This window comes from Cupriavidus sp. DF5525, from assembly GCF_040149425.2.
Taxonomy (GTDB): Bacteria; Pseudomonadota; Gammaproteobacteria; order Burkholderiales; family Burkholderiaceae; genus Cupriavidus; species Cupriavidus pickettii_A.
This window is the reverse complement of the sequence record NZ_CP168265.1, coordinates 3407396-3431280: the sequence shown is the minus strand read 5'-3', so window position 1 is coordinate 3431280 and position 23885 is coordinate 3407396. Positions and strand designations below refer to the sequence as shown.

Annotated in this window: 23 protein-coding genes; 10 read left to right on the top strand and 13 right to left on the bottom strand. The window is 67.2% G+C overall.

All coding sequences use genetic code 11. The features are described 5' to 3' along the window. On the bottom strand, nucleotides 1-975 hold the full coding sequence (locus tag ABNX08_RS16000; RefSeq protein WP_022536078.1) for a tripartite tricarboxylate transporter substrate binding protein: 975 nt from the start codon (nucleotides 973-975) through the stop codon (nucleotides 1-3). A 155-nt stretch (nucleotides 976-1130) separates the two neighbouring features. Here ABNX08_RS16000 and ABNX08_RS15995 point away from each other — a divergent pair, with 155 nt between their 5' ends. The 3 genes from ABNX08_RS15995 to ABNX08_RS15985 all read left to right on the top strand — a co-directional run bounded on the left by ABNX08_RS15995 (nucleotide 1131) and on the right by ABNX08_RS15985 (nucleotide 4927). Then, the gene (locus ABNX08_RS15995; RefSeq protein WP_022536077.1) at nucleotides 1131-2090 is read left to right on the top strand and encodes a LysR family transcriptional regulator; all 960 of its coding nucleotides are present in this window, start codon (nucleotides 1131-1133) and stop codon (nucleotides 2088-2090) included. A 246-nt stretch (nucleotides 2091-2336) separates the two neighbouring features. Then, nucleotides 2337-2690 (top strand): DUF1428 domain-containing protein, encoded by a 354-nt coding sequence (locus tag ABNX08_RS15990; RefSeq protein WP_022536076.1) that lies wholly within the window; start codon nucleotides 2337-2339, stop codon nucleotides 2688-2690. Between the two features lie 599 nt (nucleotides 2691-3289). Continuing rightward, on the top strand, nucleotides 3290-4927 hold the full coding sequence (locus tag ABNX08_RS15985) for a malonate decarboxylase subunit alpha (RefSeq protein ID WP_349608804.1): 1638 nt from the start codon (nucleotides 3290-3292) through the stop codon (nucleotides 4925-4927). Nucleotides 4928-5011: 84 nt separating this feature from the next. Here the strand turns inward: ABNX08_RS15985 and ABNX08_RS15980 are convergent, their stop codons facing one another. Then, nucleotides 5012-5164, bottom strand: coding sequence for a hypothetical protein (locus ABNX08_RS15980; protein WP_349608806.1), 153 nt, complete (start codon nucleotides 5162-5164; stop codon nucleotides 5012-5014). Between the two features lie 318 nt (nucleotides 5165-5482). Here ABNX08_RS15980 and ABNX08_RS15975 point away from each other — a divergent pair, with 318 nt between their 5' ends. Beyond that, the gene (locus ABNX08_RS15975) at nucleotides 5483-6970 is read left to right on the top strand and encodes a DEAD/DEAH box helicase (protein WP_349608808.1); all 1488 of its coding nucleotides are present in this window, start codon (nucleotides 5483-5485) and stop codon (nucleotides 6968-6970) included. A gap of 56 nt (nucleotides 6971-7026) precedes the next feature. On the opposite strand, the gene gluQRS is transcribed toward ABNX08_RS15975, so the two are convergent. Both gluQRS and ABNX08_RS15965 read right to left on the bottom strand, forming a co-directional pair. Continuing rightward, complete coding sequence (gluQRS, locus tag ABNX08_RS15970) at nucleotides 7027-7938, bottom strand: tRNA glutamyl-Q(34) synthetase GluQRS (protein WP_022536070.1); 912 nt, start codon at nucleotides 7936-7938, stop codon at nucleotides 7027-7029. A 10-nt stretch (nucleotides 7939-7948) separates the two neighbouring features. Next, nucleotides 7949-8869: a LysR substrate-binding domain-containing protein gene (locus ABNX08_RS15965; protein WP_041681115.1), complete on the bottom strand. Its 921-nt coding sequence runs from the start codon at nucleotides 8867-8869 to the stop codon at nucleotides 7949-7951. 152 nt (nucleotides 8870-9021) lie between these two features. Here ABNX08_RS15965 and ABNX08_RS15960 point away from each other — a divergent pair, with 152 nt between their 5' ends. Together ABNX08_RS15960 and ABNX08_RS15955 are read left to right on the top strand one after the other, a co-directional pair. Beyond that, nucleotides 9022-9720 carry a pirin family protein gene (locus ABNX08_RS15960; RefSeq protein WP_022536068.1) on the top strand — a complete coding sequence of 233 codons (699 nt, stop codon included), beginning with the start codon at nucleotides 9022-9024 and terminating at the stop codon, nucleotides 9718-9720. A 230-nt stretch (nucleotides 9721-9950) separates the two neighbouring features. Then, a complete protein-coding gene (locus ABNX08_RS15955; RefSeq protein ID WP_022536067.1) occupies nucleotides 9951-10946 on the top strand; it encodes a CobD/CbiB family protein in 996 nt (331 codons plus the stop codon). A 29-nt stretch (nucleotides 10947-10975) separates the two neighbouring features. Here the strand turns inward: ABNX08_RS15955 and ABNX08_RS15950 are convergent, their stop codons facing one another. The 3 genes from ABNX08_RS15950 to ABNX08_RS15940 are packed head-to-tail and all read right to left on the bottom strand — an operon-like array spanning nucleotide 10976 to nucleotide 13528. Then, the gene (locus ABNX08_RS15950; RefSeq protein ID WP_022536066.1) at nucleotides 10976-11281 is read right to left on the bottom strand and encodes a putative signal transducing protein; all 306 of its coding nucleotides are present in this window, start codon (nucleotides 11279-11281) and stop codon (nucleotides 10976-10978) included. 31 nt (nucleotides 11282-11312) lie between these two features. After that, the gene (rsgA, locus tag ABNX08_RS15945; RefSeq protein ID WP_022536065.1) at nucleotides 11313-12284 is read right to left on the bottom strand and encodes a ribosome small subunit-dependent GTPase A; all 972 of its coding nucleotides are present in this window, start codon (nucleotides 12282-12284) and stop codon (nucleotides 11313-11315) included. Continuing rightward, nucleotides 12281-13528, bottom strand: coding sequence for a M48 family metallopeptidase (locus tag ABNX08_RS15940; protein WP_022536064.1), 1248 nt, complete (start codon nucleotides 13526-13528; stop codon nucleotides 12281-12283). Before ABNX08_RS15940 ends, rsgA begins: the two co-directional genes overlap by 4 nt. Nucleotides 13529-13750: 222 nt before the next feature. Between ABNX08_RS15940 and orn the strand changes: the two genes are divergently transcribed. Both orn and ABNX08_RS15930 read left to right on the top strand, forming a co-directional pair. Beyond that, nucleotides 13751-14407 carry an oligoribonuclease gene (orn, locus tag ABNX08_RS15935; protein WP_041681114.1) on the top strand — a complete coding sequence of 219 codons (657 nt, stop codon included), beginning with the start codon at nucleotides 13751-13753 and terminating at the stop codon, nucleotides 14405-14407. Nucleotides 14408-14541: 134 nt separating this feature from the next. Continuing rightward, nucleotides 14542-15423, top strand: a complete 882-nt coding sequence (locus tag ABNX08_RS15930) for an AEC family transporter (protein WP_022536062.1) — start codon at nucleotides 14542-14544, stop codon at nucleotides 15421-15423. Nucleotides 15424-15486: 63 nt separating this feature from the next. Here ABNX08_RS15930 and mog read toward each other — a convergent pair whose 3' ends face one another. Together mog and yjgA are read right to left on the bottom strand one after the other, a co-directional pair. After that, complete coding sequence (gene mog / locus ABNX08_RS15925; protein WP_022536061.1) at nucleotides 15487-16125, bottom strand: molybdopterin adenylyltransferase; 639 nt, start codon at nucleotides 16123-16125, stop codon at nucleotides 15487-15489. Then, nucleotides 16122-16730: a ribosome biogenesis factor YjgA gene (gene yjgA / locus ABNX08_RS15920; protein WP_349608813.1), complete on the bottom strand. Its 609-nt coding sequence runs from the start codon at nucleotides 16728-16730 to the stop codon at nucleotides 16122-16124. The genes mog and yjgA overlap by 4 nt, the downstream gene beginning before the upstream one ends. 67 nt (nucleotides 16731-16797) lie before the next feature. Here yjgA and pmbA point away from each other — a divergent pair, with 67 nt between their 5' ends. Continuing rightward, complete coding sequence (gene pmbA / locus ABNX08_RS15915; protein ID WP_349608815.1) at nucleotides 16798-18165, top strand: metalloprotease PmbA; 1368 nt, start codon at nucleotides 16798-16800, stop codon at nucleotides 18163-18165. Nucleotides 18166-18195: 30 nt separating this feature from the next. Here the strand turns inward: pmbA and ilvA are convergent, their stop codons facing one another. The 4 genes from ilvA to ABNX08_RS15895 form a co-directional block, all read right to left on the bottom strand. Continuing rightward, nucleotides 18196-19767, bottom strand: a complete 1572-nt coding sequence (gene ilvA, locus ABNX08_RS15910) for a threonine ammonia-lyase, biosynthetic (protein WP_022536058.1) — start codon at nucleotides 19765-19767, stop codon at nucleotides 18196-18198. 212 nt (nucleotides 19768-19979) lie between these two features. Then, entirely contained in the window at nucleotides 19980-20480 is a 501-nt protein-coding gene (locus ABNX08_RS15905; protein WP_022536057.1) for a dihydrofolate reductase, read from the bottom strand. Next, a complete protein-coding gene (locus ABNX08_RS15900; RefSeq protein ID WP_041681113.1) occupies nucleotides 20477-21271 on the bottom strand; it encodes a thymidylate synthase in 795 nt (264 codons plus the stop codon). The genes ABNX08_RS15905 and ABNX08_RS15900 overlap by 4 nt, the downstream gene beginning before the upstream one ends. A gap of 135 nt (nucleotides 21272-21406) precedes the next feature. Continuing rightward, nucleotides 21407-22111, bottom strand: coding sequence for a TerC family protein (locus ABNX08_RS15895; RefSeq protein ID WP_022536055.1), 705 nt, complete (start codon nucleotides 22109-22111; stop codon nucleotides 21407-21409). Nucleotides 22112-22634: 523 nt separating this feature from the next. Between ABNX08_RS15895 and egtD the strand changes: the two genes are divergently transcribed. Beyond that, on the top strand, nucleotides 22635-23744 hold the full coding sequence (gene egtD / locus ABNX08_RS15890; RefSeq protein ID WP_349608818.1) for an L-histidine N(alpha)-methyltransferase: 1110 nt from the start codon (nucleotides 22635-22637) through the stop codon (nucleotides 23742-23744). Nucleotides 23745-23885: the final 141 nt, after the last annotated feature.

The window sequence follows — 23885 nt, the reverse complement described above, 5'->3', positions numbered from 1 at the left end:
TCATTGAGGTTTGATGCCGAGGCCGCGTGCTACCGAGGTCCAGCGTTCGGCGTCACGTTGCACGAAGGCGTCGAGCTCGCTGCTGCGCGTGGGCATGGGCTCTGCGCCCCGTGCGCGCAGCGCGGCGATGTAGTCTGGATCTGCGACTGCCTTCGCCGCCGCAGCGCGCAGCCGATCGATCACCGCCTTGGGCGTGTGCGCCGGGGCTTGCAGCGAGAACCAGAATTTCTTGTCCACGTCGGGATAGCCAGCCTCTTTCAGCGTTGGCACATCGGGCAGCATCGGCGAGCGGCCCGAAGCAGTGATTGCCAGCGCGCGCAGCTTGCCCCCCTGGATCTGGCCAATGCAGGTCGTGAACGAGTCGAAGACGAAATCGACCTGGCCGGCCATGACATCGGTCAGCGCGGGGGAACTGCCCTTGTACGGAATCGCCATCGCGCTGAAACCGGCCGCCTTCTGCAACAGCGCCGCATAAATGTGCGGCGAGGTGCCGGCACCGAAGGTGGCATAGGTGAGCCCGTCGGCCCTGGACTTGCCGATGCGCACCAGGTCTGCGACAGACCTGACGGGGAGTTTGTCAGGGTGCACGACCAGCACGTTGGGCATGGCAGCCGTGGTCGCAATCGGTTTGAAGTCGCGTAGCGGCTGGAAGCGCGCACTGGGGTACATCAGAGGATTGACCGCGTGCATGCCGACGGTGTTGTGCAGCAGCGTATAGCCGTCGGCGTCGGCGTCCAGGACGTTCTGTGCGCCCAGGTTGCCGCTCGCTCCGGGCCGGTTGTCGATGACGACCGGTTGCCCCAGTTCGCGGGAAAGCGGCGTGGCGAGCAGGCGGGCGATGAAATCGGTCGGTCCGCCTGCCGCGAACGGCACGAGGAGCTTGATGGGACGCGTTGGCCAGCCGGCGGCCAGCACTGGCCGCGCCAGCATCGACACGGCGGCGCCGAGCATGAGCGAGCGGCGTTTCGGGTTCATAGGTGTCTCCGGTGTGTCAGCAAACTTCGATCGCCATGTGGCGATGTGGCTGACATCTTGGCGACGGCCGGGGTATATGTCGAAGACAAGTTTTTGATGCTCGGTATAAGATTCCAATATGCCAAATGCACTCTCACTCTGACCGGGACAACAGCATGGCCCTGGACCTGCGCACACTCCGATCCTTTATGGCGGTGGCCTCGGCCGGCTCCATTTCACGCGCCGCCGAGCGCATGCACCTGGCCCAGCCGGCCCTGAGCCTGCAGATCAAGAACCTGGAAGAAGAGCTTGGTACGGCGTTGTTCGACCGGACCCCGAAAGGTGTCACGCCGACAGCGGCGGGGGTCATGCTGCTTGGCCATGCCGCCGATATCCTCAAGCGGGTGGATGTGGCGGTCGAAGAGATCCGTACGGCTGTGCGGGAACCCAGGGGGCGCGTGGCGGTGGGATTGCCACAATCGATGGCCAAGCTGGTGACGGTCCCGCTGGTGCGCGAAGTTGTCGCGCGTTGGCCGGACGTTTACCTGCAGATCATCGAGTTGAGCACTGGCTATATTCCCCAGAACCTCCTGACCGGGCATATCGATATCGGCATGACCTTTGGCGGGGGCCCCGAACCCGGGCTGCGCAGCGATCTGCTGCTGGAGGAAGACCTAGTGCTGGTTGGCCCGCCGGGCACGCTGTCGAGCTTGCCCGGCGCCGCTGTGGCGGAAGCCATGACGGTGTCCTTCGGCGACCTGTCGCAACTGCCGATGATCCTGCCGGCCAGCTTGCATGGCCTGCGCAGCCTGATCGAGCGGCACTGCGCGTCGCATGATGTGCAATTGCGCATCGTTGCGGAAGTCAACGCCATTCCGGAGTTGATTGCACTCACGGCGGCTGGTGTCGGTTACACGATCCTCTCCCATGCAGCCGTACGCCAGGAGCTGGAAGCCGGATTGCTGTCGTGCGCGCGGATCGTGAATCCTGGCCTGGCGCGGCAGGTGTACATCTGCAGGTCAGCCACTTCACCCGTTTCGCTGGCCGTCAACGCTGTCTGGAACCAGTTGATTGGTATCGCCGAAGGACTCGTGGCGAGTGGCGCCTGGCCGGCGCATCTGCCATCTGCGCGCTGACCCTTCTGACGGGCCGTTTGCCGCGCCCCGATGCCCCGTCGGGCCCAGCGCGTGCTTCGACAGCGCACAAACGACGCGCCCGGACGGTCCAGCAGATCGCGCCGGCACACTTGCAGCACGGCAAGCATCTTTCAGGCCACGTGACGGCTCTGGCGCCTCGGCTGCGATGGACTATCGTAGTCAGACGCGGGCGGTGGCCCCTGCGGTGCCGCCACGCAACCGTTCAACCCGATCAGGAGGCAGTCAATGTCCTATATCGACGGATTCTTGCTGGCCGTACCGCAAGCGAATCGCGAGACCTATCGCCAGGTGGCGCAGAAGGCGGCCGCGGTGTTCAAGGAACACGGCGCGCTGAAGGTGGTGGAATGCTGGGGCGACGATGTGCCGGAAGGCAAGGTCACGTCCTTTACGATGGCGGTCAAGCGCAAGGACGATGAAGCGGTGGTGTTCTCGTGGATCCTGTGGCCGTCGCGCGAAAAGCGCGATTCGGGCATGAAGGCGGCGATGGAGGATCCGCGCCTGAAGGAAGGCATGGACAATATGCCGTTCGATGGCCAGCGGATGATCTTCGGTGGCTTCGAGGTAATCGTCGACGAGTAGCCGAGCAGGTCCGTCTGCGGAATTCGCCGTGCCGGCGCTGCGACGCCGGCGCGGCTGCAAATGATTTCAGATCAGGTGGAAGACCATGCCGAGGGCGATCGCGCCGCCCAGGGTTTCCACTGCTGCGAGGGCAAGGAGGTTCTTCAGTACGAACGCCTCTTCTTTCTTCGTCACCATGGTCTGTCTCCCGGTCATTGGAATATTTCTGGCGCCATCGACTGCGGTATCGCGAGGCTTCGGCGATGCCAGGCTGTCGACGTGATTCCAGTAGACCGCAAGCGCAGGCGGGCCGGAAGCTGGCAAAAACCCGCTCGGAGAAAACCCGGATACCCTGCTGGCAGGGCAAAGGTGATGATTGACAGGCTTTGCAGGGCGCGGCGCGCGGGATGCGCCGGCCGGTCGTTCATGTTGCGGCGGCCCGCAATTGGGTGATGCTGGCCGCGGCGCGATACGCCAAGATCGAGGCGTGGGTGGTCGAATGATTACCCCGCTACCATTTGAGCCCCGCTGCCTCCCCGGCACGCGGGGCTTTTCTACATCCGGGCTCGGTTGCCGCAGCAGGGCGACATGGAGCGACACCACAAGAACCGGAGACAGCGATGAAGGTGATCACCGCACGCGAAGCGGCCGCCCTGGTGCAGGACGGCTGGACCGTGGCCAGCGCCGGCTTTGTCGGTGCCGGCCACGCCGAGGCCGTGACCGAGGCGCTGGAGCAGCGCTTCCTGCACGGCGGGCTGCCGCGCGATCTGACGCTGGTGTACTCGGCGGGGCAGGGCGATCGTGGCGCCCGCGGCGTGAACCACTTCGGCAATGCCGGCATGACCGCCAGCATCGTCGGCGGCCACTGGCGCTCGGCCACGCGGCTGGCGGCGCTGGCGATGGCCGAGCAGTGCGAGGGCTACAACCTGCCGCAGGGCGTGCTGACGCACCTGTACCGCGCCATCGCGGGCGGCAAGCCCGGCGTGATGACGAAGATCGGACTGCATACCTTCGTCGATCCGCGCACCGCGCAGGATTCGCGCTATCACGGCGGCGCCGTCAACGAGCGCGCGCGCCAGGCGCTGGCCGAGGGCAAGGCGTGCTGGGTCGAGGCGGTCGATTTCCGCGGCGACGAATACCTGTTCTACCCGAGCTTCCGCATCGACTGCGCGCTGATCCGCTGCACCGCGGCCGATACGCGCGGCAACCTCAGCACGCACCGCGAGGCCTTCCACCACGAACTGCTGGCGATGGCGCAGGCCGCGCACAACTCGGGCGGCATCGTGATCGCGCAGGTGGAAAGTCTGGTCGACCACCACGAGATCCTGCAGGCCATCCATGTGCCCGGCATCCTGGTCGACTACGTGGTGGTCTGCGACAACCCGGCCAACCACCAGATGACGTTCGCCGAAGCCTACAATCCGGCCTACGTGACGCCGTGGCAGGGCGAGGCAGCAGCGGCCGAGGCCGACGCGGAGGAGGCAGCGGCGGCGGCCACGGGCCCGCTCGACGCGCGCACGATCGTGCAGCGCCGCGCGGTGATGGAGCTGGCGCGGCGCGCACCGCGCGTGGTCAACCTTGGCGTCGGCATGCCGGCAGCGGTCGGCATGCTGGCGCACCAGGCCGGGCTGCACGGCTTCACTTTGACTGTCGAGGCGGGCCCGATCGGCGGCACCCCCGCTGATGGCCTGAGCTTCGGCGCATCGGCCTATCCGGAAGCCGTGGTCGACCAACCCGCGCAGTTCGATTTCTACGAAGGCGGCGGCATCGACCTGGCCATCCTCGGCCTAGCCGAACTCGATGGCCATGGCAACGTCAACGTCAGCAAGTTCGGCGAAGGCGAGGGCGCTCTGATCGCGGGCGTCGGCGGCTTTATCAACATCACGCAGAGCGCGCGCGCGGTGGTCTTCATGGGCACGCTGACGGCGGGCGGGCTGGAAGTCCGTGCCGGCGACGGCCAGTTGCAGATCGTGCGCGAAGGGCGTGTGAAGAAGATCGTGCCCGAGGTATCGCACCTGAGCTTCAACGGTCCCTACGTGGCGTCGCTCGGCATCCCGGTGCTGTACATCACCGAGCGCGCGGTGTTCGAGATGCGCGCCGCCGACGATGGCGAGGCGCGCCTCACGCTGGTGGAGATCGCGCCAGGCGTGGACCTGCGGAGCGACGTGCTGGACCAGTGCGCGACGCCGGTGGCGGTGGCGCCGGACCTGCGCGAGATGGATGCCCGGCTGTTCCGGGGCGGCACTCTGCGCCTATAAGCCGTTCCCCGTACAAAACGGCATCCGCGGCGACTGAGTCACCTGGATCCCGTCCGGTCGCGCCCGTGGGGGGCGCGGCGAGGGTCAGGCCGGCTGCTGCCCGGTCTGCACCGGCTGGCCGGGTTGCCGCGCGGCCAGCGGCAGGGCCGGCTGGCAGGCCGCTGCGGCCAGGCCAAGGAACTGGCTTGATGTGCGCAGGAACTGCTGGCAGGTCTGGCGGAAAAGCTCGAAGTCCATGTGGTTCTCGGTTGAGGTACGCTGGCGCGGATCGGCGATGGCCACCGCGCCGCTGGCATCTTCCGCTGCCGATATGACAGTTTCTTGAAAACCTGCCAGCCGGCGCCGGGCTTTGTCGCGTCGCGCGTACGCTCCCGCCATACTGGTCACTGCGCGGGCAGAGGTGCTAAAATCTAAGTCTTTGATTCTCTTGGCCAAATGCTGTAGCCAGCAGGGCCGCGCCGGAACCCACCGGCGCCAGGCGAGAGCCAGGGCGAGATGAGTTCCAGACGCGTATCCGTTTGTGCCGGGTTCGCCTCCCGCCAGACACCGATACCCATGACAACTACGACCGCACCAGAAGCAACTACCGCTGTGCAGACCTTCGAGAGCTTCGGCCTCGACGCGCGCATACTGCGCGCCTTGTCCGACCAGGGCTACACCACGCCCACGCCGATCCAGGCGCAGGCGATTCCCGTCGTGCTGCTCGGCAAGGACGTGATGGGCGCCGCCCAGACCGGCACCGGCAAGACCGCCGGCTTTGCGCTGCCGATCATCCAGCGCCTGCTGCCGCTGGCCAATGCCAGCGCCTCGCCGGCGCGACACCCGGTGCGCGCGCTGATGCTGACGCCCACGCGCGAACTGGCCGACCAGGTCTACGACAACGTCGCCCGCTACGCCAAGCACACCGACCTGCGCAGCACGGTGGTGTTCGGCGGCGTCGACATGAACCCCCAGACGGATGCGCTGCGCCGCGGCGTGGAGATCCTGGTGGCCACGCCGGGCCGCCTGCTCGACCACGTGCAGCAGAAGTCGGTCAACCTGTCGCAGGTGCAGATGCTGGTGCTGGACGAAGCCGACCGCATGCTCGACATGGGCTTCCTGCCGGACCTGCAACGCATCATCAACCTGCTGCCGGCGCAGCGCCAGACGCTGCTGTTCTCGGCGACGTTCTCGGCGGAAATCAAGCGGCTGGCTGCCAGCTACCTGAAGCAGCCGGTCACCATCGAAGTCGCGCGCAGCAATTCGACTAACGAGAACGTGCGCCAGATGGTGTACCAGGTCGAAGACGGCCACAAGCAGGCGGCAGTCGTGCACCTGCTCAAGCAGCGTGCCGAGCAGGGGCTGTCGCGCCAGTGCATCGTCTTCGTCAACAGTAAGATCGGCTGCTCGCGCCTGGCGCGGCACCTGGAGCGCGAGGGCATCAACGCCGCCGCCATCCACGGCGACAAGACCCAGACCGAGCGCATGCAGACGCTGGACGGCTTCAAGAGCGGCACCATCGACGCGCTGGTCGCCACCGACGTGGCCGCGCGCGGGCTCGATATTCCCGACATGCCGTGCGTGGTCAACTTCGACGTGCCATACAGCGCCGAAGACTATGTGCACCGTATCGGCCGTACCGGCCGTGCCGGCGCCAGCGGCGACGCGCTGTCGATCTACGTGCCCGGCAATGACGAGCGCCTGCTGTCCGATATCGAGAAGCTGATCAAGCGCAGCATCCCGCGCGGCAAGCTGGAAGGCTTCGACCCGACCGGCGAGCGTGCGCGCCAAGGCGACACCGAGCGCCGCCGCGAGCGTGGCGACGTGCGCCGCGCGCGCGGCAACGGCGAGAGCGAAGAGCGCCCGCGCCGCCACGATCACAGCGGCAGCCGCCAGATGTTCCGCGCCTCGGACGATCCTTTCTTCTCGCGCCCGTACGAGCCCAGCGCCAACAGCACCCAGGCCCAGCCGTCTGAAGAAATGGCCGCCGCGCTGAGCCGCGGCCGACAGGCGCCCAAGCGGCCGGTGGCCGCGCTGCTGGGCGGCGTGCCGCGCAAGTCCTGATCCAGTTGTAGTCCGCGGCGGCCCGCCTGCTCGGGCCATCGCATCAAAGCCGCACGCTAGCCGTGCGGCGGCTGAGGCTGGGGCAACGTCTCCAGCCGCTGGCGCCACCCGTCGGTGGCGCTTGCCAGCCAGTCCTTCACATTCCCCGCGTTGTTGACCAGCCCCAGGTGGCTGCCTGCCTCGCGCAGCGTATCCAGCGGCGCGCCGGTGTCGATCGCCAGTGCGCCGCTTTGCTTGCTGAGCTTCTCGCCGATCTCGTTGACCACCACCGGCACGTGCAGGTAGGCCGGCGTGGGCAGGCCCAGCAGGTGCTGCAGGTGGAGCTGCCGCGGCGTGGAGTCGAGCAGGTCGGCGCCCCGCACGATATGCGTGATGCCCTGCAGGCCGTCGTCCACCACCACTGCCAGTTGATACGCCCATAGCCCGTCCGCGCGGCGCAGCACGAAATCGCCCAGCTCGGTTTCCAGGTCCTGGCACTGGCGGCCCTGCCAGCGGTCGTCAAAGCAGATATTGGCCGTCGCGCCGTCCGGCACGCGCACGCGCCAGGCGCGCGGCAGCTTGCCGTTCAGGCCGTGGCGGCAGGTGCCGGGGTAGGCCAGCGTCTGGTGGCGCTCGCGCACATGTACCAGCGAATCGGCGATCTCCTTGCGCGAGCAGCCGCACGGGTAGAGCTGCCCGGCGGCGTCCAGCCGGCGCAGCGCGTCGGCGTAGTGCGGTTCGCGCCGGCTCTGCCACAACGGCGGCTCGTCCGGTGTCATGCCAAGGCGTTCCAGCGTATGCAGGATGTCGTCGTCGGCGCCGCGCACGCAGCGCGGCATGTCGATGTCTTCGATGCGCACCAGCCACTGGCCGCCATGCGCGCGCGCATCGAGCCAGCTGGCCAGCGCTGTGACCAGCGAGCCCATATGCAGCGGCCCGGTGGGCGAGGGGGCAAAGCGGCCGCGATAGCCGCCCGTGATGACCGCCATGCGCCTGCCCTCAGCCGGCGAATTCGGCGTGTTGCAGCAGCGCCTGTGCCAGGCGCGGGTCTTCCAGCTTGCTCGCCCACCATTGCAGCGCCTTGCCGCGGTTGCTGGTGCGCCAGGCCACCTTGAAGTTGCCGGGCGCGCGCACTTCCACGGTCTCGCGCGCCTGCAGCACGCCGCTTTCGATATGTGGCTGCGCCATTGGTGCCGGCAGCCAGCCGCAGCCAAGGCCGCGGATCTGCGCTTCCAGCTTGTCGCGCATGGTCGGCACCACCAGCACGTCCTGGCCGGCCAACACGCCGTGCGTGCGCGCCGGCAGGTTGCGCGAGGTATCGCCGACCGCGACGATGCGGTGCCTGGCGATCTGAATGGTGGTCAGGGGGCCTTCCTCTGTGGCCAGCGGATGGTGCGCCGCCACCGCGAACACGAACGGCACCGTTCCCAGTGGCCGGATCTGGAAGCCCTGCGTGCTGGGCGCATCGTAGGCGCCGCCGATCACCAGGTCGGCGCGGTTGCTGATCAGCGCGTCCCAGGCGCCGCCCAGCACTTCCTTGGCAAAGCGCAGCCGGGTGGCGGTGTTCTCGGCGTAGAAGTCGTGGATCACCGGCAGCAGCGCGCGGAAGTTGATCAGGTCGTCGACCACGATGGTCAGCGTCGCCTCCCAGCCCGTGGCCAGCCGCTTGACGCGGCGCGCCAGGTCGTCGGCCGCATGCAGCAGGTGCCGGCCTTCGTCGAGCAGCGCCCGGCCGGCCGGGGTCAGCTCGGCGCGGTGGCGGCGACGGTCAAACAGCAACACGTCCAGGTCTTCTTCCAGCTTGCGCACAACGTAGGTCAGCGCTGAGGGCACCTTGCCCATCTCGTGGGCGGCAGCGGCGAAGCTGCCCTTGCGTTCGATGGCGTCGAGGACTTCGAGGGATTCTAGCGAGAGGGCCATGTTCAGAAATTCTGAATGACTGCTTCTAAGGTGGACCCCGTAAATATACGCCTCAAGCCCTAAACTGCCTAGCATCAACAGTGCAACACATGCCGTGACACGGGTTACACAGCGAGTGCCGACGGCGAAACGGGCCAAGGAGGGCCATCAAAATGATTGAAATCAGAAAGTCTGCAGAGCGCGGTTACGCCGACCATGGCTGGCTGAAGTCCTTTCATTCGTTCTCGTTCGCCGACTACTACGATCCGCAGCATGTGCAGTTTGGGCCGCTGCGCGTGATCAACGAGGACCGCGTCGCGCCCGGCATGGGCTTCGGCACGCACGGCCATCGCGACATGGAGATCATCAGCTACGTGCTGGAAGGCGAGCTGGCCCACAAGGACAGCATGGGCAACGGCAGCGTGATTCGCCCGGGCGATGTGCAGCGCATGAGCGCAGGCACGGGCGTGCGCCACTCCGAGTACAACCATGCCCAGCACGATACGACGCACTTCCTGCAGATCTGGATCATGCCTGACCAGAACGGCATCGAGCCCGGCTACGAGGAAAAGCACTTCGACGTGGCCGACAAGCGTGGCAAGCTGCGCCTGGTGGCCAGCCGCGACGGCGCCGACGGCTCGGTAGTGGTGCACCAGGACGTGCGCCTGTACGCCGGCCTGTTCGACGGCGGCGAGGCCACCACGCTGGCGCTCGCGCCGGGCCGCCGTGCCTATGTCCATGTGGCGCGTGGCCGGGTGACGGTCAACGGCAAGGCACTCGAGGCCGGCGATGCGGCCAAGCTGGAGTCGGTCGGTGAAGTCGCGCTTTCCGGCGGCGATAACGCCGAGGTGCTGGTGTTCGACCTGCCCTGAGCCGCGCCCGGCAAACGTAGTCGCTGAAGTCCGCAAGAGCCCGCCCGCCCGGCGGGCTTTTTGCATTTTGCGTCGCGCTCCGGGACCCGGCAGGTACCGCTGTGCTATCTTCTCGCTATGCATTGCGCCTGCACCGGCACATCGCCCGCAGGCCAGCACGGGTCCCATTCCCCTGATCACGACAGGGGGCGTCCCCGTGCCGACGCCCCCTTGGAACACCCAGTACCAAGATGACCTTTGTTTCTATTCTCCTGGCGCTGATCGCAGAGCAGTTCCGCGCCCTGGGCCGCAACAACCCGATCCACGAGATCGTGCGCGCGCTCGGCGAGCGCGCCGAACACGCTTTCGACACTGGCCGCCCGCGCGACGCCGCGCTGGCGTGGCTCACCGTGGTGCTGCCGCTGACGCTGGCGGTGGTCGTGGTTCACTACCTGCTGGCCTCGATCAGCGTGGCGCTGACGCTCGCCTGGAACGTGCTGGTGCTGTACATGACGCTGGGCTTTCGCCAGTTCAGCCACTACTTCACCGACATCCATGAAGCGCTGAACCGCGACGACGTCCATACCGCGCGCATGCTGCTGCACGAATGGACCGGGCTCGACACCGTCGAGATGCCGGTCACCGAGATCGTGCGGCAAACGCTGGAAGCGGCGATCGTGGCCGTGCACCGGCATGTGTTCGGCGTGTTCTTCTGGTTCCTGGTGCCGATCGGGCCCGGCGGCGTGGTGCTGTACCGGACCGCCGAATACCTCGGCCGCCAGTGGAACCAGCCTTCGGCCGAACGCAGTCCCGCGCTGGGCCGCTTCGCGGCGCGCGCCTTCTATGTGCTCGATTGGATTCCCTCAAGGCTGACTGCGATCGGCTTTGCCATCGTGGGCAATTTCGAGGATGCGGTCTATGCCTGGCGCAACCACGCGCGCAAGTGGAACGATGCGGTCAACGGCATCCTGCTTGCCAGCGGCGGCGGGGCGCTCGGCGTCAGGCTGGGCACGCCACTGGCCGAGGACGATTCCACCGTGGTGCTGCGCGCCAGCGTGGCGGGCCCGGCGGTGGACTACGCACCCGGCATGGAAGAGGACAACGGCGGCCCCGAGCCGGCCGCGCCCGAATTCGGCACCGAGCCCGGCGTGCGCACGCTGCAGTCGGCCGTCGGCCTGGTGTGGCGCGCGGTGGTGCTGTGGATGCTGCTGCTCGCCATGCTGTCGCTGGCGCTCTGGGTGGGCTGATCCAGGGTTTTAACGGGGCAGCCCGCGCGCTAGTCGCGCGCCGCGCCGCAGCGCCAGCAGGCGCCGAACTGGGCCTCGTGCCACTCGTGGCAATGGCGGCATTGCCAGCTGGGCCCCGGTACCGGGTTGGCGGCGGCATTGAGCGCCGCCCACGCCTGCGCTTCCATCTCGTCATCGACCAGCCATACCTGCGGCGCGCTTTCCCGGAAGGGGATCTCGCCGGTCGCGCCGGCCAGCCAGGTATTGCGCAGCTCGGCCCGGATGCCGGCCGCCTGCAGGACGTTCTGGCAATGGGCCGCATGGACCAGGGAGGTGGCGGACAGTAGCAGTTTCATGGCAGCGCACCGGAATGCAGGTGCGCTTACCTTACCACGGCTTCTGCTGGCTGGATTCGTGCAGCAGCTGCGTGTAGAGCTGGTGGCGGCGCTCGGAAATCGCGCCGGATTCCACCGCGGCCAGCACCCCGCACCCCGGCTCGTTCACATGGTGGCAGTTGTAGAAGCGGCACTCGGTCAGGCGCGGCCGGAATTCCGGGAACGCGCGCTCCAGCATGCCCTCGCTGAGGTGGTACAGGCCGAATTCCTGGAAGCCCGGTGAATCGATCAGCGCACCCAGGCGGCCGTCGGCCGTGCCCCAGTCCGCAGGCAGGTGGTAGAGCCGGGTGAAAGTCGTGGTGTGCTTGCCGGAATCGAGCTTGGCCGAGATCTCGCGGGTCTGGGCATCGACGCCCGGAATCAGCAGGTTCAGCAGCGAAGACTTGCCCATGCCCGACTGGCCGATCAGGATGCTGGCGAGCCCCGCCAGGCGCGGCTTGAGCGTGGCCAGCGCCTGCGCCGGGTCGGCGCGCACCGACAGCTCCAGCGTGTCGTAACCCAGCTCGCGGTACAGCGCCAAGCGGCCACGCGCCTCGTCGAGCCGGTCGGGCAGGTCGGTCTTGTTGAGCACGATCAGCGGCCGGATTTCCATTGCCTCGGCCGACACCAGCGCGCGCCCGAGCAGGTCTTCCGAGAACCCCGGCTCGGTCGCCAGCACGATGACGACCTGGTCGATATTGGCGGCCAGCAGCTTGGACTTGAACTGGTCGGAGCGGTGCAGCAGGTTCTTGCGCGGCGCAACCTTCGTGATCACGCACTGGTCGGCGGCGGCGCGTTCCACGCTGACATGGTCGCCCACCGCGCAGTCGCTTTTCTTGCCGCGCGGGAAGGCATGCATGCGCGTGCCGTCGCCCAGCTCGACCACGTAGTGGCGGCCGTGCGCGGCGATGATCAGTGCGGACTCATGGCTGGTACCGGCATTGGTGCCGCCGCCGGCGTTGCGGTGACGCGTCGCGCGGCTCATGCGTGCGCCAGCAGACGGTCGATCCGCTGCGCGGCGGGCGGATGCGAGTAGTAGAAGGCGCTGTAGAGCGGATCGGGCGTGAGCGTCGAGGCGTTGTCCTTGTACAGCTTCACCAGCGCCGACACCAGGTGGCCGGCGTTGGTCTGGTCCGCGGCAAAGGCGTCGGCCTCGAACTCATGGCGGCGCGATGACTGGCTCGACAGCGGCCCCAGCAGGAAGGTGAACACCGGCAGCGTCAGGAAGAACAGCACCAGCGCCAGCGCGTTGTTGGACACGCCCAGGTTGGGCACCACGCCCAGCCCGGTGTAGAACCAGCTGCGCGTGGCCAGCCAGCCCAGCAGCGCGAGGAACACCAGGCTCAGCGCAAAAGTGACGGCGATGCGCTTGGCCACGTGGCGGCGCTTGAAGTGGCCCAGCTCATGCGCCAGCACCGCCTCGATCTCGTCTCCCGACAGGCGGGCCAGCAGCGTATCGAAGAAGACAATGCGCTTGGCCGCGCCAAAGCCGGTGAAGTAGGCGTTGCCATGTGCGCTGCGCTTGCTGCCGTCCATCACGAACAGGCCCTTGCTGGCAAAGCCGCAGCGTTTCATCAGGGCCTCGATGCGCTCGCGCAGCGATTCGTCGGTGAGGGGCTCGAACTTGTTGAACAGGGGCGCGATGAAGGTCGGGAAGATCACCAGCAGGAACAGGTTGAACGCCATCCACACCAGCCAGGTCCACAGCCACCACAGCGAACCCGCGCGCTCCATCAGCCACAGCACCGCCAGCAGCAGCGGCAGGCCCAGCGCGCACGCGACCAGCAGCATCTTGGTCATGTCGGCCAGCCACAGGCCGAAGGTCATCTTGTTGAAGCCGAAGCGCTCCTCGATGCCGAACTGGCCATACAGCGAGAAGGGCAGGTCGACCAGCCCGCCGATCAGCGCGACGCTGGCCACCAGCGCCACGCCGTAGGCATAGCCGGGTCCGAAGGTATCGAGCCAGAACTGGTTGAGCCACTGCAGCCCGCCCAGCATGGTGAAGCCGATCAGCACCGCGGCGCCGGCCAGCACTTCCAGCATCGACAGCCGGGTGCGGGCGATGGTGTAGTCGGCGGCCTTCTGGTGCGAGGCCAGCGTGATGGTGTCGGCAAAGCGCGCCGGCACCGCGTTGCGGTGCTGCGCCACATGCCGGACCTGGCGGGCGGCCAGCCAGAGCTTGGTCAGCACCATCAGCACCAGGGCGGCGAGGAAGACAATCGTGAACATCGGCAAGAGCCTTGTGGGTTCGGGCGCCCGGCATCGTGCGCGGCGGGCGTCCGTTGGGACCGCGAAACCCGGGGCAGGATTGTCGGCGGTCCGGGATACCCGGGAGGGCCGGCAAAACTGTGCGCCAGCGGGCATCCCGGACGGATATGCGAGAATTATAAATTGTTCGCGCCCGCCCCTGCCGCGGCCGCATCCCCGAAATCCCTATCTTCCGCAGTCCCGATGACAACCCACGCCGCCGCCAAATCCGTAAAAAGTGAAAACAACCTGATCTGGCTGGACATGGAAATGACCGGCCTGTCGCCGGACACCGACCGCATCATCGAGGTGGCGATCGTGGTCACCGACTCCGAGCTCAATATCCTGGCCGAGGGCCCCGTGCTGGTGATCCACCAGAGCGATGCCGTGCTCGACGGCATGGACAACTGGAACAAGGGCACCCACGGCCGCTCCGGCCTGATCGACAAGGTCAAGGCTTCCACGCTGACCGAAGAGCAGGCCGAGGCCGAGCTGCTGGCCTTCCTCAAGCGCTGGGTGCCGGCCAACAAGTCGCCGATGTGCGGCAACTCGATCTGCCAGGATCGCCGCTTCATGGCGCGCTATATGCCCAAGCTGGAGGCGTTCTTCCACTACCGCAACCTGGACGTGTCCACGCTCAAGGAGCTGTGCAAGCGTTGGGAGCCGGCCATCCACAAGGGCTTCGTCAAGCGCCAGCTGCACACGGCGCTGGCCGATATCCTGGAGTCGGTCGAGGAACTGCGCTACTACCGCACGCACTTTATCCGCCACACGGCGCCCGGCGCAGCGCCCGCGGCTGACGCGACGGTCCCGGACGCGTCGGCCGTCGGCACGCCCGCCCCCGGCACGCCCGCCCCATAACCCGGACCAGCAGGGCCACCCGCCACCACACAACAACAACTCACCACCAGCGACGGGCCGCACGCATTGCCGGGCCTTGTTGCCGCTGCCGGGCGCCGCTCCGTGCCCGGCGCGAGCCCCCGTCCCGCCCGCCCATGCTCGAGCGCATCGTCTCCATCATCACCCCGGTCATCCTGATCATCCTGGTCGGGTGGCTGTACGGGCGCAGGGCGCATCCGGACATGGCCGGCATCAACCGCGCCACGCTGGATGTGATCGCGCCGCTGCTGGTGGTGTCGGCCTTCGTCAGCAAGGACTTCCTGCTGGCCGATCAGCTGGTGCTGCTGGGCTGCGCGGTGGCCGTGGTGCTGGGCTCCGGCGTGCTGGCGTGGGGGCTGGCGCGGCTGCTCAAGGTCGATCCGCGCACCTTCGTGCCGCCGATGATGTTCAACAACTGCGGCAACATGGGCCTGCCGCTGTCGGTCTTTGCCTTTGGGCCGGCCGGCCTGGCGCCGGCGGTGGCACTGTTCGCTGCGTCCAACCTGATGCACTTCACCATCGGCATGAAGACCGTTAACCGGCATGCGTCGATGGCGCAGATCGCGCGCAATCCCATGGTGCTGGCCACCGTGGCTGGCGTGGGATTGTCGCTGGCGCGGCCGTGGTTCACGCTGCCCGACCCGGTCTACCAGTCGGTCAAGCTGCTGGGCGATGCCACGGTGCCGCTGATGCTGTTCGCGCTGGGCGTGCGCATGAAGGATGTGAGCCTGCGCAACTGGGGCATGGGGCTGGTCGGCGCGGTGGCTTGCCCGCTGACCGGCATCGCGGTGGCGTTGCTGCTGGCGCAGTGGGTGCCGCTGACGGAACTGCAGCGCGGGCTACTGTTCGTCTTTGCCTCGTTGCCGCCGGCGGTGCTGAACTTCCTGGTGGCGGACCACTTCCGGCAAGAGCCGGACCAGGTGGCGTCGATCGTGCTGCTGGGCAATATCGCCGCGGTGGTGTTCGTGCCGGTGGGGTTGTACCTGGGGTTGCGCTGAGGCGCAGGGAGGGTGCCCGCGCGGCGTATGCCGGCGGGCCGGGTGGAGGCTGGGTGGATTATGTTATGCGCCGGGTTTGGCGCGCACGGCGTTCTTCGGACGCCAGGCCTTGACGATCGCCTCGTCAGTTTCCATGTACGGGCCGCCGATCAGGTCGATGCAATACGGCACCGCAGCAAAGATCCCTTGCACCACCGCCTTGCCGTCGGCATCGCGAAGGCCTTCCAGCGTTTCGCGGATGGCGCGCGGCTGGCCGGGCAGGTTGATGATCAGCGCGGCGCGGCTGGCGGTTTCGCGGATCACCGCCACCTGGCGCGACAGGATCGCGGTCGGCACGAAATGCAGGCTGACCTGGCGCATCTGCTCGCCGAAACCGGGCATTTCCTTGGTCGCCACGGCCAGCGTGGCTTCGGGCGTGACGTCCCGCCGCGCGGGGCCGGTGCCGCCGGTCGTCAGCACCAGGTCGCAGCCGGCCACGTCCACCAGGTCGATCAGCGTACGCGAGATCTGCGCCTGCTCGTCGGGGATCAGCCGCTCCACCGCCTGCCACGGCGAGGTCAGCGTGCGTCCGAACCACTCGCGCAGCGCCGGGATGCCCTCATCCTGGTAGGTGCCGGCCGAGGCGCGGTCCGAGATCGAGACAAAGCCGACGACGAGTTCGTCGGGATGGTTGCGGGCGATCGGCTGCGTGGTCTGGGTCATGCCTCGGGCTCCGGGGTCGGGGGTTGGTCCTGCGCGGCGGCCTTGCCATCCTTTTCGTCGAGCGCCGCCTTGATCGCCTGGAACAGTTCGCGGAAATAGCGCGGCGGCTTGCCTTGCTCTTTTTCCTTGCGCGCGTTGCGGATGGTGTTGCGCAGCGCCTGCACGTCGATGCCGGGATGCTCGCCGAGGAAGCGCGTCAGCGCCGCGTCGTCGGCCAGCAGCAGCTCGCGCCAGCGCTCGATCAGGTGCATGCGTGCGGTCTCGGCCTTGCTGGTGCCCTTGAAGCCTTCCAGCGCGCGGCGGATGGCCTCGACCTCGTCGTCGTCCAGGCCGCGCATGACCTTGCCCACATACTGCATCTGGCGGCGCTTGCCTTCGTGGCTGGTGATGCGGCGCGCCTGGTGGATGGCGTCGGCCAGCGCTTCGGGCATGGGCACGCGCGCCAGGCGGTCCTTGGCCAGGCCTTCCAGCTCGGTGCCAAGGTCCTGCAGGGCGGTCATGTCGCGCTTGCGCTGCGACTTGCTTTTCGGTTCGTCGTCTTCCGGTTCCGGCGCAAAGCCTCCAGGAAAGCGCGAGCCGTTCGGATTACGGGAATTTCGCGTCATGCCCGGCATTTTATCTTGCTATGATTGCCGCTTGGACTTTTGATGACACCCGCCCAGCATGGACCCCATGGACCATATTGCAGAACAGACCGCGCACTTCACCTACACCCAGGCCCAGCTCAGCGAGATGGCCGCCGATGTGCTGCGTGTGGCACGCGAACTGGGGGCGACCGATGCCGCCACCGAGATCTCCGAAGGCAGCGGCCTGTCGGTGTCGGTGCGCAAGGGGCAGGTGGAAACCATCGAGCAGAACCGCGACAAGGTGGTCGGTGTCACGGTGATGATCGGCAAGCGTCGCGGCAACGCCAGCACCTCAGACTTCTCGCCAGCGGCATTGCGCGCCACGGCCGAGGCGGCCTACAACATCGCTCGCTTCACCGCCGAGGACGAGTGCGCCGGCCTTGCGGAAGAAGAACTACTGGAGCGCTCGCCGCAGGACCTGGACCTGTTCCACCCGTGGAACATCGACGCCGAAGCCGCGATCGACATCGCCACCCGCGCCGAGGCCGCGGCCTTCGCGGTGTCGCCGCACATCCGCAACAGCGACGGCGCCAGCGTGTCGGCCCAGCATTCGCAGTTCGTGCTGGCCACCTCGCGCGGCTTCGTCGGCGGCTATCCGTATTCGCGCCACTTTATCTCGTGCGCGCCGATCGCCGGCAGCGGCAGCGGCATGCAGCGCGACGACTGGTACTCGTCCAAGCGCTCGCCAACGGTGCTGGCGGCGCCGGAAGACATCGGCAAGTACGCCGCCGAACGCGCGCTGGCGCGGCTGCAGGCGCGCAAGCTGTCCACGCGCCGCTGCCCGGTGCTGTTCGAGGCGCCGCTGGCCGCGGGCCTGCTGGGCGCCTTCGTGCAGGCGGTGTCGGGCGGTGCGCTGTACCGCAAGTCCACCTTCCTGTGCGATTCGCTGGGCAAGACCGTATTCGCCCCGCACGTGCAGATCCACGAGCAGCCGCATACCCCTGGCGCCATGGGCAGCGCCCCATTCGACGAGGAAGGCGTGCGCACCCGCGAGCGCGACGTGGTCCTGGATGGCGTGGTGCAGGGCTATTTCCTGTCGACCTACTCCGCGCGCAAGCTTGGCATGCAGACCACCGGCAACGCCGGTGGCTCGCACAACCTGACGCTGTCGAGCAAGCTGACCGAGCCGGGCGACGACTTCCCGGCGATGCTGCGCAAGCTCGGCACCGGCCTGCTGGTGACCGAGTTGATGGGGCAGGGCGTCAACTACGTGACCGGTGACTACTCGCGCGGCGCCTCGGGCTACTGGGTCGAGAACGGTGTGATCCAGTATCCGGTCGAGGAAATCACCATCGCCGGCAATATGGCCGAGATGCTCAAGCAAATCGTTGCGATCGGCGCGGATTCGCTGGTGCGTGGCACCAAGGAAACCGGCTCGATCCTGCTCGAGCAGATGACCATCGCCGGTGCCTGAGCCGACGGGCCATCCACATGGTTCGCCTTTTCAGGCAAGAAACAGGCGATACGCCGGATTGGCACTGACGTCCTGGTACGGGTAGCCAAGCGTGGCGAGGCGTTCTTCGAACGCCGCGCCTTGCGCCTCGGCCACCTGGATGCCGGCCAGCACCGAGCCGGTGTCGCCGCCCTGGTTCCGGTAGTGGAACAGGCTGATATTCCAGTCCGGCGCCAGCGCCGACAGGAACCGCATCAGTGCTCCGGGCCGTTCCGGAAATTCAAAGCGGAACAGGCGTTCGCCACGTGCCAGCGGCGAGCGGCCGCCGATCATATGCCGCACATGCTCTTTCGCTACCTCATCGGCCGTCAGGTCGATGGTCGGGAAGCCATCCTGCTGCAGTGCCTTCACTAGCTGTTCAGACTCTCCCGACGCCCTTAGCTGCATGCCGACAAAGACGTGGGCCGTCTGCGCATCGGCAATCCGGTAGGTGAACTCGCTGACCTGCCGGTCGCCGACCCGGCTGCACAGGCGCCGGAATGCGCCGCAGGCCTCCGGCAGCGTCACGCCGAACATCGCTTCGCGCGCGTTGCCCAACTCGGCCCGGTCGGCGACAAAGCGCATGCGCTCGAAGTTGATATTGGCGCCTGAGGTGACCGCCACCAGTGTCTGGTTGCGCAGGCCCGCGCGCATCGCATACTGCTTGGCTGCCGCCACGGCCAGCGCACCGGCGGGTTCCAGCACGCTGCGGGTGTCTTCGAACACGTCCTTGATTGCCGCGCAAAGCGCATCGGTGTCGACGATGACGATGTCGTCAAGGTAGCGGCGGCACAGCCGGAAGGTCTCTTCGCCGACCAGCTTGACCGCGGTGCCGTCCGAGAACAGTCCCACTTCGTCCAGTTCCACGCGTCGGCCGGCGCGGATCGATTGCGCCATGGCGCAGGAGTCTTCCGTCTGCACGCCGATGACCTTGATTTCGGGCCGCACCGCTTTGACGTAGGTCGCCACCCCTGCGGCCAGGCTGCCGCCGCCGATCGGCACGAAGATCGCGTGGATCGGGCCGCGGTGCGCGTTGAGGATTTCGGCGGCCACCGTGCCCTGGCCGGCGATCACGTCGGGGTCGTCGAACGCGGGGATAAAGGTTAGCCCCTGTTCCGCCTGCAGTTGCATCGCATGGCGGTAGGCATCGGTATAGGAGTCGCCGGCCTGCACCACCTCGACGGTCGGTCCGCCGTGCGCGCGTGCCGCGTCGACCTTGACCTGCGGCGCCGTGGTCGGCACCACAATCAGCGCGCGTACGCCCAGGCGCGCCGCGGACAGCGCCACGCCTTGCGCATGGTTGCCCGCCGAAGCGGTGATGACGCCGCGCCGCAGCGCATCGGGGCTGAGGTGCGCCATCTTGTTGTAGGCGCCGCGCAGCTTGAACGAGAACACCGGCTGGGTGTCTTCGCGCTTGAGGTAGATCTGGTTGTGCAGCCGCTCGGACAGGTGCCTGGCAAAGTCCAGTTCGGTCTCGCGCGCCACGTCGTAGACGCGCGCCGTCAGGATGCGCTTCAGGTAGACGTGATGGTCGGATGCAGCGGCTGTGGCGTGGTCCGTGGTGGCTTCGGCAGTTGCCTGCATGGAGGGGCTCCGGGTTCGTTGTCGATTGCCCTGGAGCCGGAAACAAAACACCCGCCTGCAGGGCGGGTGTTTGCGGAAAACTGGTTCTGGACGCGCGCTAACCCACCATTCGGAGAATGGTGCGAATAATTCGCGCGATGGGGAAGTGACGGCGGTCCATGGACCAGACTGTGGGCGATGGAGCGGGATTTGTCAATGCCGCCGGCATGCGCTCACGACTCTTCGGAAGGCGGGCGCTCGTAGGTGACGAACGCATAGTCGAAGCCGTTGGCCTCGGAATGATGCGTCTCGCGCGCGACTTCCAGCCACTGCGTGCGGTCGATCGGCGGGAAGAAGGCGTCGCCTTCCACGTCCGCGTCGATCTCGGTCACTACCAGCCGGTCGGCGCTCGGCATCGCCTCGACATAGAGCTGCGCGCCGCCGATCAGGAAGATCTGGTCGACGCCGACGCACAGCCGCTGCGCGTCTTCCAGCGATGGCGCCACCTCGGCGCCCTCGATGCGCAGGTCAGGATTGCGGCTGACCACGATATTGCGCCGGCCCGGCAGCGGGCGGCCGATCGAGTCCCAGGTCTTGCGGCCCATGATCACGGGCGCGCCCATGGTGGTGCGCTTGAAATGCGCCAGGTCTTCCGGCAGGCGCCACGGCAGCGTGTTGTCGCGGCCGATGGTGCCGTTGCGCGCGCGCGCGACAACCAAAGTCAGCAGCGTCATACGGCCACCGGTGCCTTGATGGCGGCGTGCGACTGATAGCCCACCAGCTCGAAGTCTTCGTAGCGGTAGTCGAAGATGCTGTCTGGCTTGCGCAGGATCTTCAGTTGCGGCAGCGGCAGCGGCGCGCGCGCCAGCTGCGTCTGCACCTGCTCGAAATGGTTGTTGTAGATATGGCAGTCGCCGCCGGTCCAGATAAAGTCGCCCACTTCCAGCCCGGCCTGCTGCGCGATCATGTGCGTGAGCAGCGCATAGCTGGCGATATTGAACGGCACGCCCAGGAAGATATCGGCGCTGCGCTGGTAGAGCTGGCACGACAACTTGCCGTCGGCCACGTAGAACTGGAAGAACGCGTGGCAGGGCGGCAGCTTCATGCGCGGGATGTCGGCAACGTTCCAGGCCGACACGATCAGCCGGCGCGAATCCGGGTTGGCGCGGATCTGCGCCATCAGCTCGGTGATCTGGTCGATATGGCGGCCGTCCGGCGCCGGCCACGAGCGCCACTGCGAGCCGTACACCGGGCCCAGTTCGCCGTTCTCGTCGGCCCATTCGTCCCAGATGCTGACACCGTTTTCCTGCAGCCAGTGCACATTGGTCGAGCCCTGCAGGAACCACAGCAGTTCCAGGATGATGGACTTCAGGTGCAGCTTCTTGGTGGTCACCACCGGGAAGCCTTCGCGCAGGTCGAAGCGCATCTGGTAGCCGAACACCGAGCGTGTGCCGGTGCCGGTGCGGTCGGCCTTGTCGGTGCCATGCTCGTACACATGGCGCATGAAGTCGAGATACTGTTTCATCGGCGCGGGGCGGGTGGGAAGTGACGCGGGCGTGGGACCGCAAAGCAGGCATTTTAAAGCAAAAGGGCCACCCCTTCGGGTGGCCCTTTCCTGAAGCAACCAGGGCGCTTGCCCCGGCTGCGCATGGCACCAGCCTTAGTGGCTGCCGGCCGGTTCCTGTTGCACGCGGCGCTTCTGCACCAGGTAGCCGCCACCGAGCACGCCGCCGATGATCAGCACGTACAGGCCCCAGTTGGCCACCGGGTTGGCCTCGAAGAAGGCCTTGACCAGCGGCTCGTGCACGATCATCTTGACCGCCGTGAACGCCAGCACGCCCGCGCCGACATAGATGATGACCGGGAAGCGGCCCATCAGCTTGAGCACCAGGCTCGAGCCCCACACCACGATGGGGATGCTGATCAGCAGGCCCAGCACCACCAGCAGGAAGCTGCCATGCGCGGCGCCGGCCACGGCCAGCACGTTGTCCACGCCCATCACCGCGTCGGCGATGATGATGGTCTTCATCGCGCCCCACAGGGTCGCGGCGCCCGAGCCGTGCCCCTCGCCGGCGCCTTCGTCGGAGAGCAGCTTGTAGGCGATCCATACCAGCGCCAGGCCGCCGACCAGCAGCAGCCCGGGAATCTTGAGCAGCCAGACCACGCCGATCGTCATGGCCGAGCGTACCACCACGGCACCGACGGTACCCCAGATAATGGCCTTCTTTTGCAGGTGGGGGGGCAGGTTGCGCGCCGCGAGGGCGATCACGATGGCATTGTCGCCGGCCAGCACCAGGTCAATGACGACGATGGACAGCAGCGCCGTCAGGAACTGCATCGTGAACAGATCGGTAAACCACTCCATGAACTCTCCTCAGGGTACGAATCAAGCGCAAGCGCGCCGTATTGGGTTCGCCTGGATTCACGGAGCACGGGAGGGTGGGGCCGCCTTTGCAAACCATGAAATGCCAGGTTGCAAAGGTCTTGCTCGACCAACGGCGCGGTATGCGCACCGGTAGTCAGCACAACCGGGGACGCCGGTCCCGGAATGACGATTGTGCTAAGGGCATGGGCCCCGGAGCTACTCCCCTTTGAGGGACGCGACCCACTAAGGGGCCGCGTTGGGCCGGATTATAAACGAACTACCCGCAACATGGCCCATTGGGGGAGATACTGACTCAAGGTTTTTTATGTGTTGCATACGGCGCATGCGGGCATTGGGCGCTGCACAATCCGCCGGATGGGCCTATCCTTGAATATCGGCTCCGCCCGATGCGTCCTGGACAGCACAGGGAGGCGTTGCGGAGACCGGCGCGCACGACATGCACAGCGCGGCCTTGGGGAACACGCAGTGAGCAGCAACATTCGCGACCACACAAGGAAACGTCATGCCGGCTGTCCCGAACTCGCCGAACGCCTCCCCCCTCCCGCACAAGACCCCGCAGAACTCCCCTCGTCACAACCATAATGGGCACGCTAGCGCCCCGCCGCCCAACGGGCAGCCCGCGCTGGTCGCGTTCGCCAACGGGCACGCGCATCGCCCGCCGCCGCAGCCGGAATTCGTGCAGCAGTACCGCGAGGACAACGGGGCGCTGCGCGAGCAGGTGCTGACCGGGCTGCGCGCGGAGCATGCCGCGATCAGTCCCAAGTTCTTCTACGACGTGCTGGGCTCACGCCTGTTCGAGGCCATCACCGACCTGCCAGAGTACTATCCGACCCGCACCGAGGCCGCGATCTTTGCCAGCGCGGCGCCGGCCATCGCCGCGCGCGCCGGAAGCGGCTGCGTGCTGGTGGACCTGGGCGCCGGCAATTGCGAGAAGGCGGCGCGGCTCTTCGGCAGCCTGCGCCCGGCGCAGTACGTGGCGTTGGATATCTCGGTCGAGTTCCTGCGCGCGACGCTGTCGTCGCTGCAGCAGCAGCACCCGGGTATCCCGATGCTGGGCCTCGGCGCCGACCTGTGTTCGCAGTTCGACCTGCCGTCGAACGTCAGGCGGGGCAGGCGCCTGTTCTTCTATCCTGGATCGAGCATTGGCAATTTCGCCCCGGTCGATGCCCTGGCCTTGCTGCAGCGCCTGCGTGGCGCGGCCGGGCGCGGCGACGGCGTGCTGATCGGGGTGGATCTGCACAAGGACGAGGCCACGCTGGTGTCCGCCTACGACGATGCGCTGGGCGTCACCGCCGCCTTCAACCGTAACGTGCTGCGCAACCTGAACCGGATCGTCGGCACAAACTTCGAGTTGTCCGACTGGCGCCACCTGGCGAGCTTCGACCACGAGGCCTCGCGCATCCAGATGCACCTGCAGGCCTGCCGCGACGTGCGCGTGCAGTGGGACGGCGGCGCGCGCGAGTTTGCAGCGGGCGAGCGCATCCATACCGAGGACTCCTACAAATACCGCCCTGAGGATTTCGCGTTGCTGCTCGACGCCGCCGGGTTTGACGACCCGGTGTACTGGACTGATCCGCAAGGCTGGTTCGCCGTGTTCCACGCGCGCGGCTGAGGGCGCGCCTCCGGGCAGGGCCGCGGGGGGGCGCCGGGCAGGTCAGGCAGGTAGTGTCATAATGGCCGCGACGGGCGTGTCGCGTGCTGCGCACGCTCCGTGGCCGCTGCGGCCACAGCCAATACCTGTTCCCCAGCGCGG

Excerpts from the sequence above, each read along its gene's own strand:
- ABNX08_RS15955 (WP_022536067.1), top strand. The coding sequence starts at position 9,951 with ATGACCTTTGTTTCTATTCTCCTGGCGCTGATCGCAGAGCAGTTCCGC.
- ABNX08_RS15930 (WP_022536062.1), top strand. The coding sequence starts at position 14,542 with ATGCTCGAGCGCATCGTCTCCATCATCACCCCGGTCATCCTGATCATC.
- ABNX08_RS15905 (WP_022536057.1), bottom strand. The coding sequence starts at position 20,480 with ATGACGCTGCTGACTTTGGTTGTCGCGCGCGCGCGCAACGGCACCATC.
- orn (WP_041681114.1), top strand. The coding sequence starts at position 13,751 with ATGACAACCCACGCCGCCGCCAAATCCGTAAAAAGTGAAAACAACCTG.
- ABNX08_RS15995 (WP_022536077.1), top strand. The coding sequence starts at position 1,131 with ATGGCCCTGGACCTGCGCACACTCCGATCCTTTATGGCGGTGGCCTCG.
- rsgA (WP_022536065.1), bottom strand. The coding sequence starts at position 12,284 with ATGAGCCGCGCGACGCGTCACCGCAACGCCGGCGGCGGCACCAATGCC.
- gluQRS (WP_022536070.1), bottom strand. The coding sequence starts at position 7,938 with ATGGCGGTCATCACGGGCGGCTATCGCGGCCGCTTTGCCCCCTCGCCC.
- yjgA (WP_349608813.1), bottom strand. The coding sequence starts at position 16,730 with ATGACGCGAAATTCCCGTAATCCGAACGGCTCGCGCTTTCCTGGAGGC.
- pmbA (WP_349608815.1), top strand. The coding sequence starts at position 16,798 with ATGGACCATATTGCAGAACAGACCGCGCACTTCACCTACACCCAGGCC.
- ABNX08_RS15985 (WP_349608804.1), top strand. The coding sequence starts at position 3,290 with ATGAAGGTGATCACCGCACGCGAAGCGGCCGCCCTGGTGCAGGACGGC.
- ABNX08_RS15895 (WP_022536055.1), bottom strand. The coding sequence starts at position 22,111 with ATGGAGTGGTTTACCGATCTGTTCACGATGCAGTTCCTGACGGCGCTG.
- ABNX08_RS15980 (WP_349608806.1), bottom strand. The coding sequence starts at position 5,164 with ATGGACTTCGAGCTTTTCCGCCAGACCTGCCAGCAGTTCCTGCGCACA.
- ilvA (WP_022536058.1), bottom strand. The coding sequence starts at position 19,767 with ATGCAGGCAACTGCCGAAGCCACCACGGACCACGCCACAGCCGCTGCA.
- egtD (WP_349608818.1), top strand. The coding sequence starts at position 22,635 with ATGCCGGCTGTCCCGAACTCGCCGAACGCCTCCCCCCTCCCGCACAAG.
- ABNX08_RS15940 (WP_022536064.1), bottom strand. The coding sequence starts at position 13,528 with ATGTTCACGATTGTCTTCCTCGCCGCCCTGGTGCTGATGGTGCTGACC.
- ABNX08_RS15990 (WP_022536076.1), top strand. The coding sequence starts at position 2,337 with ATGTCCTATATCGACGGATTCTTGCTGGCCGTACCGCAAGCGAATCGC.
- ABNX08_RS15960 (WP_022536068.1), top strand. The coding sequence starts at position 9,022 with ATGATTGAAATCAGAAAGTCTGCAGAGCGCGGTTACGCCGACCATGGC.
- ABNX08_RS15950 (WP_022536066.1), bottom strand. The coding sequence starts at position 11,281 with ATGAAACTGCTACTGTCCGCCACCTCCCTGGTCCATGCGGCCCATTGC.
- mog (WP_022536061.1), bottom strand. The coding sequence starts at position 16,125 with ATGACCCAGACCACGCAGCCGATCGCCCGCAACCATCCCGACGAACTC.
- ABNX08_RS15965 (WP_041681115.1), bottom strand. The coding sequence starts at position 8,869 with ATGGCCCTCTCGCTAGAATCCCTCGAAGTCCTCGACGCCATCGAACGC.
- ABNX08_RS15975 (WP_349608808.1), top strand. The coding sequence starts at position 5,483 with ATGACAACTACGACCGCACCAGAAGCAACTACCGCTGTGCAGACCTTC.
- ABNX08_RS15900 (WP_041681113.1), bottom strand. The coding sequence starts at position 21,271 with ATGAAACAGTATCTCGACTTCATGCGCCATGTGTACGAGCATGGCACC.
- ABNX08_RS16000 (WP_022536078.1), bottom strand. The coding sequence starts at position 975 with ATGAACCCGAAACGCCGCTCGCTCATGCTCGGCGCCGCCGTGTCGATG.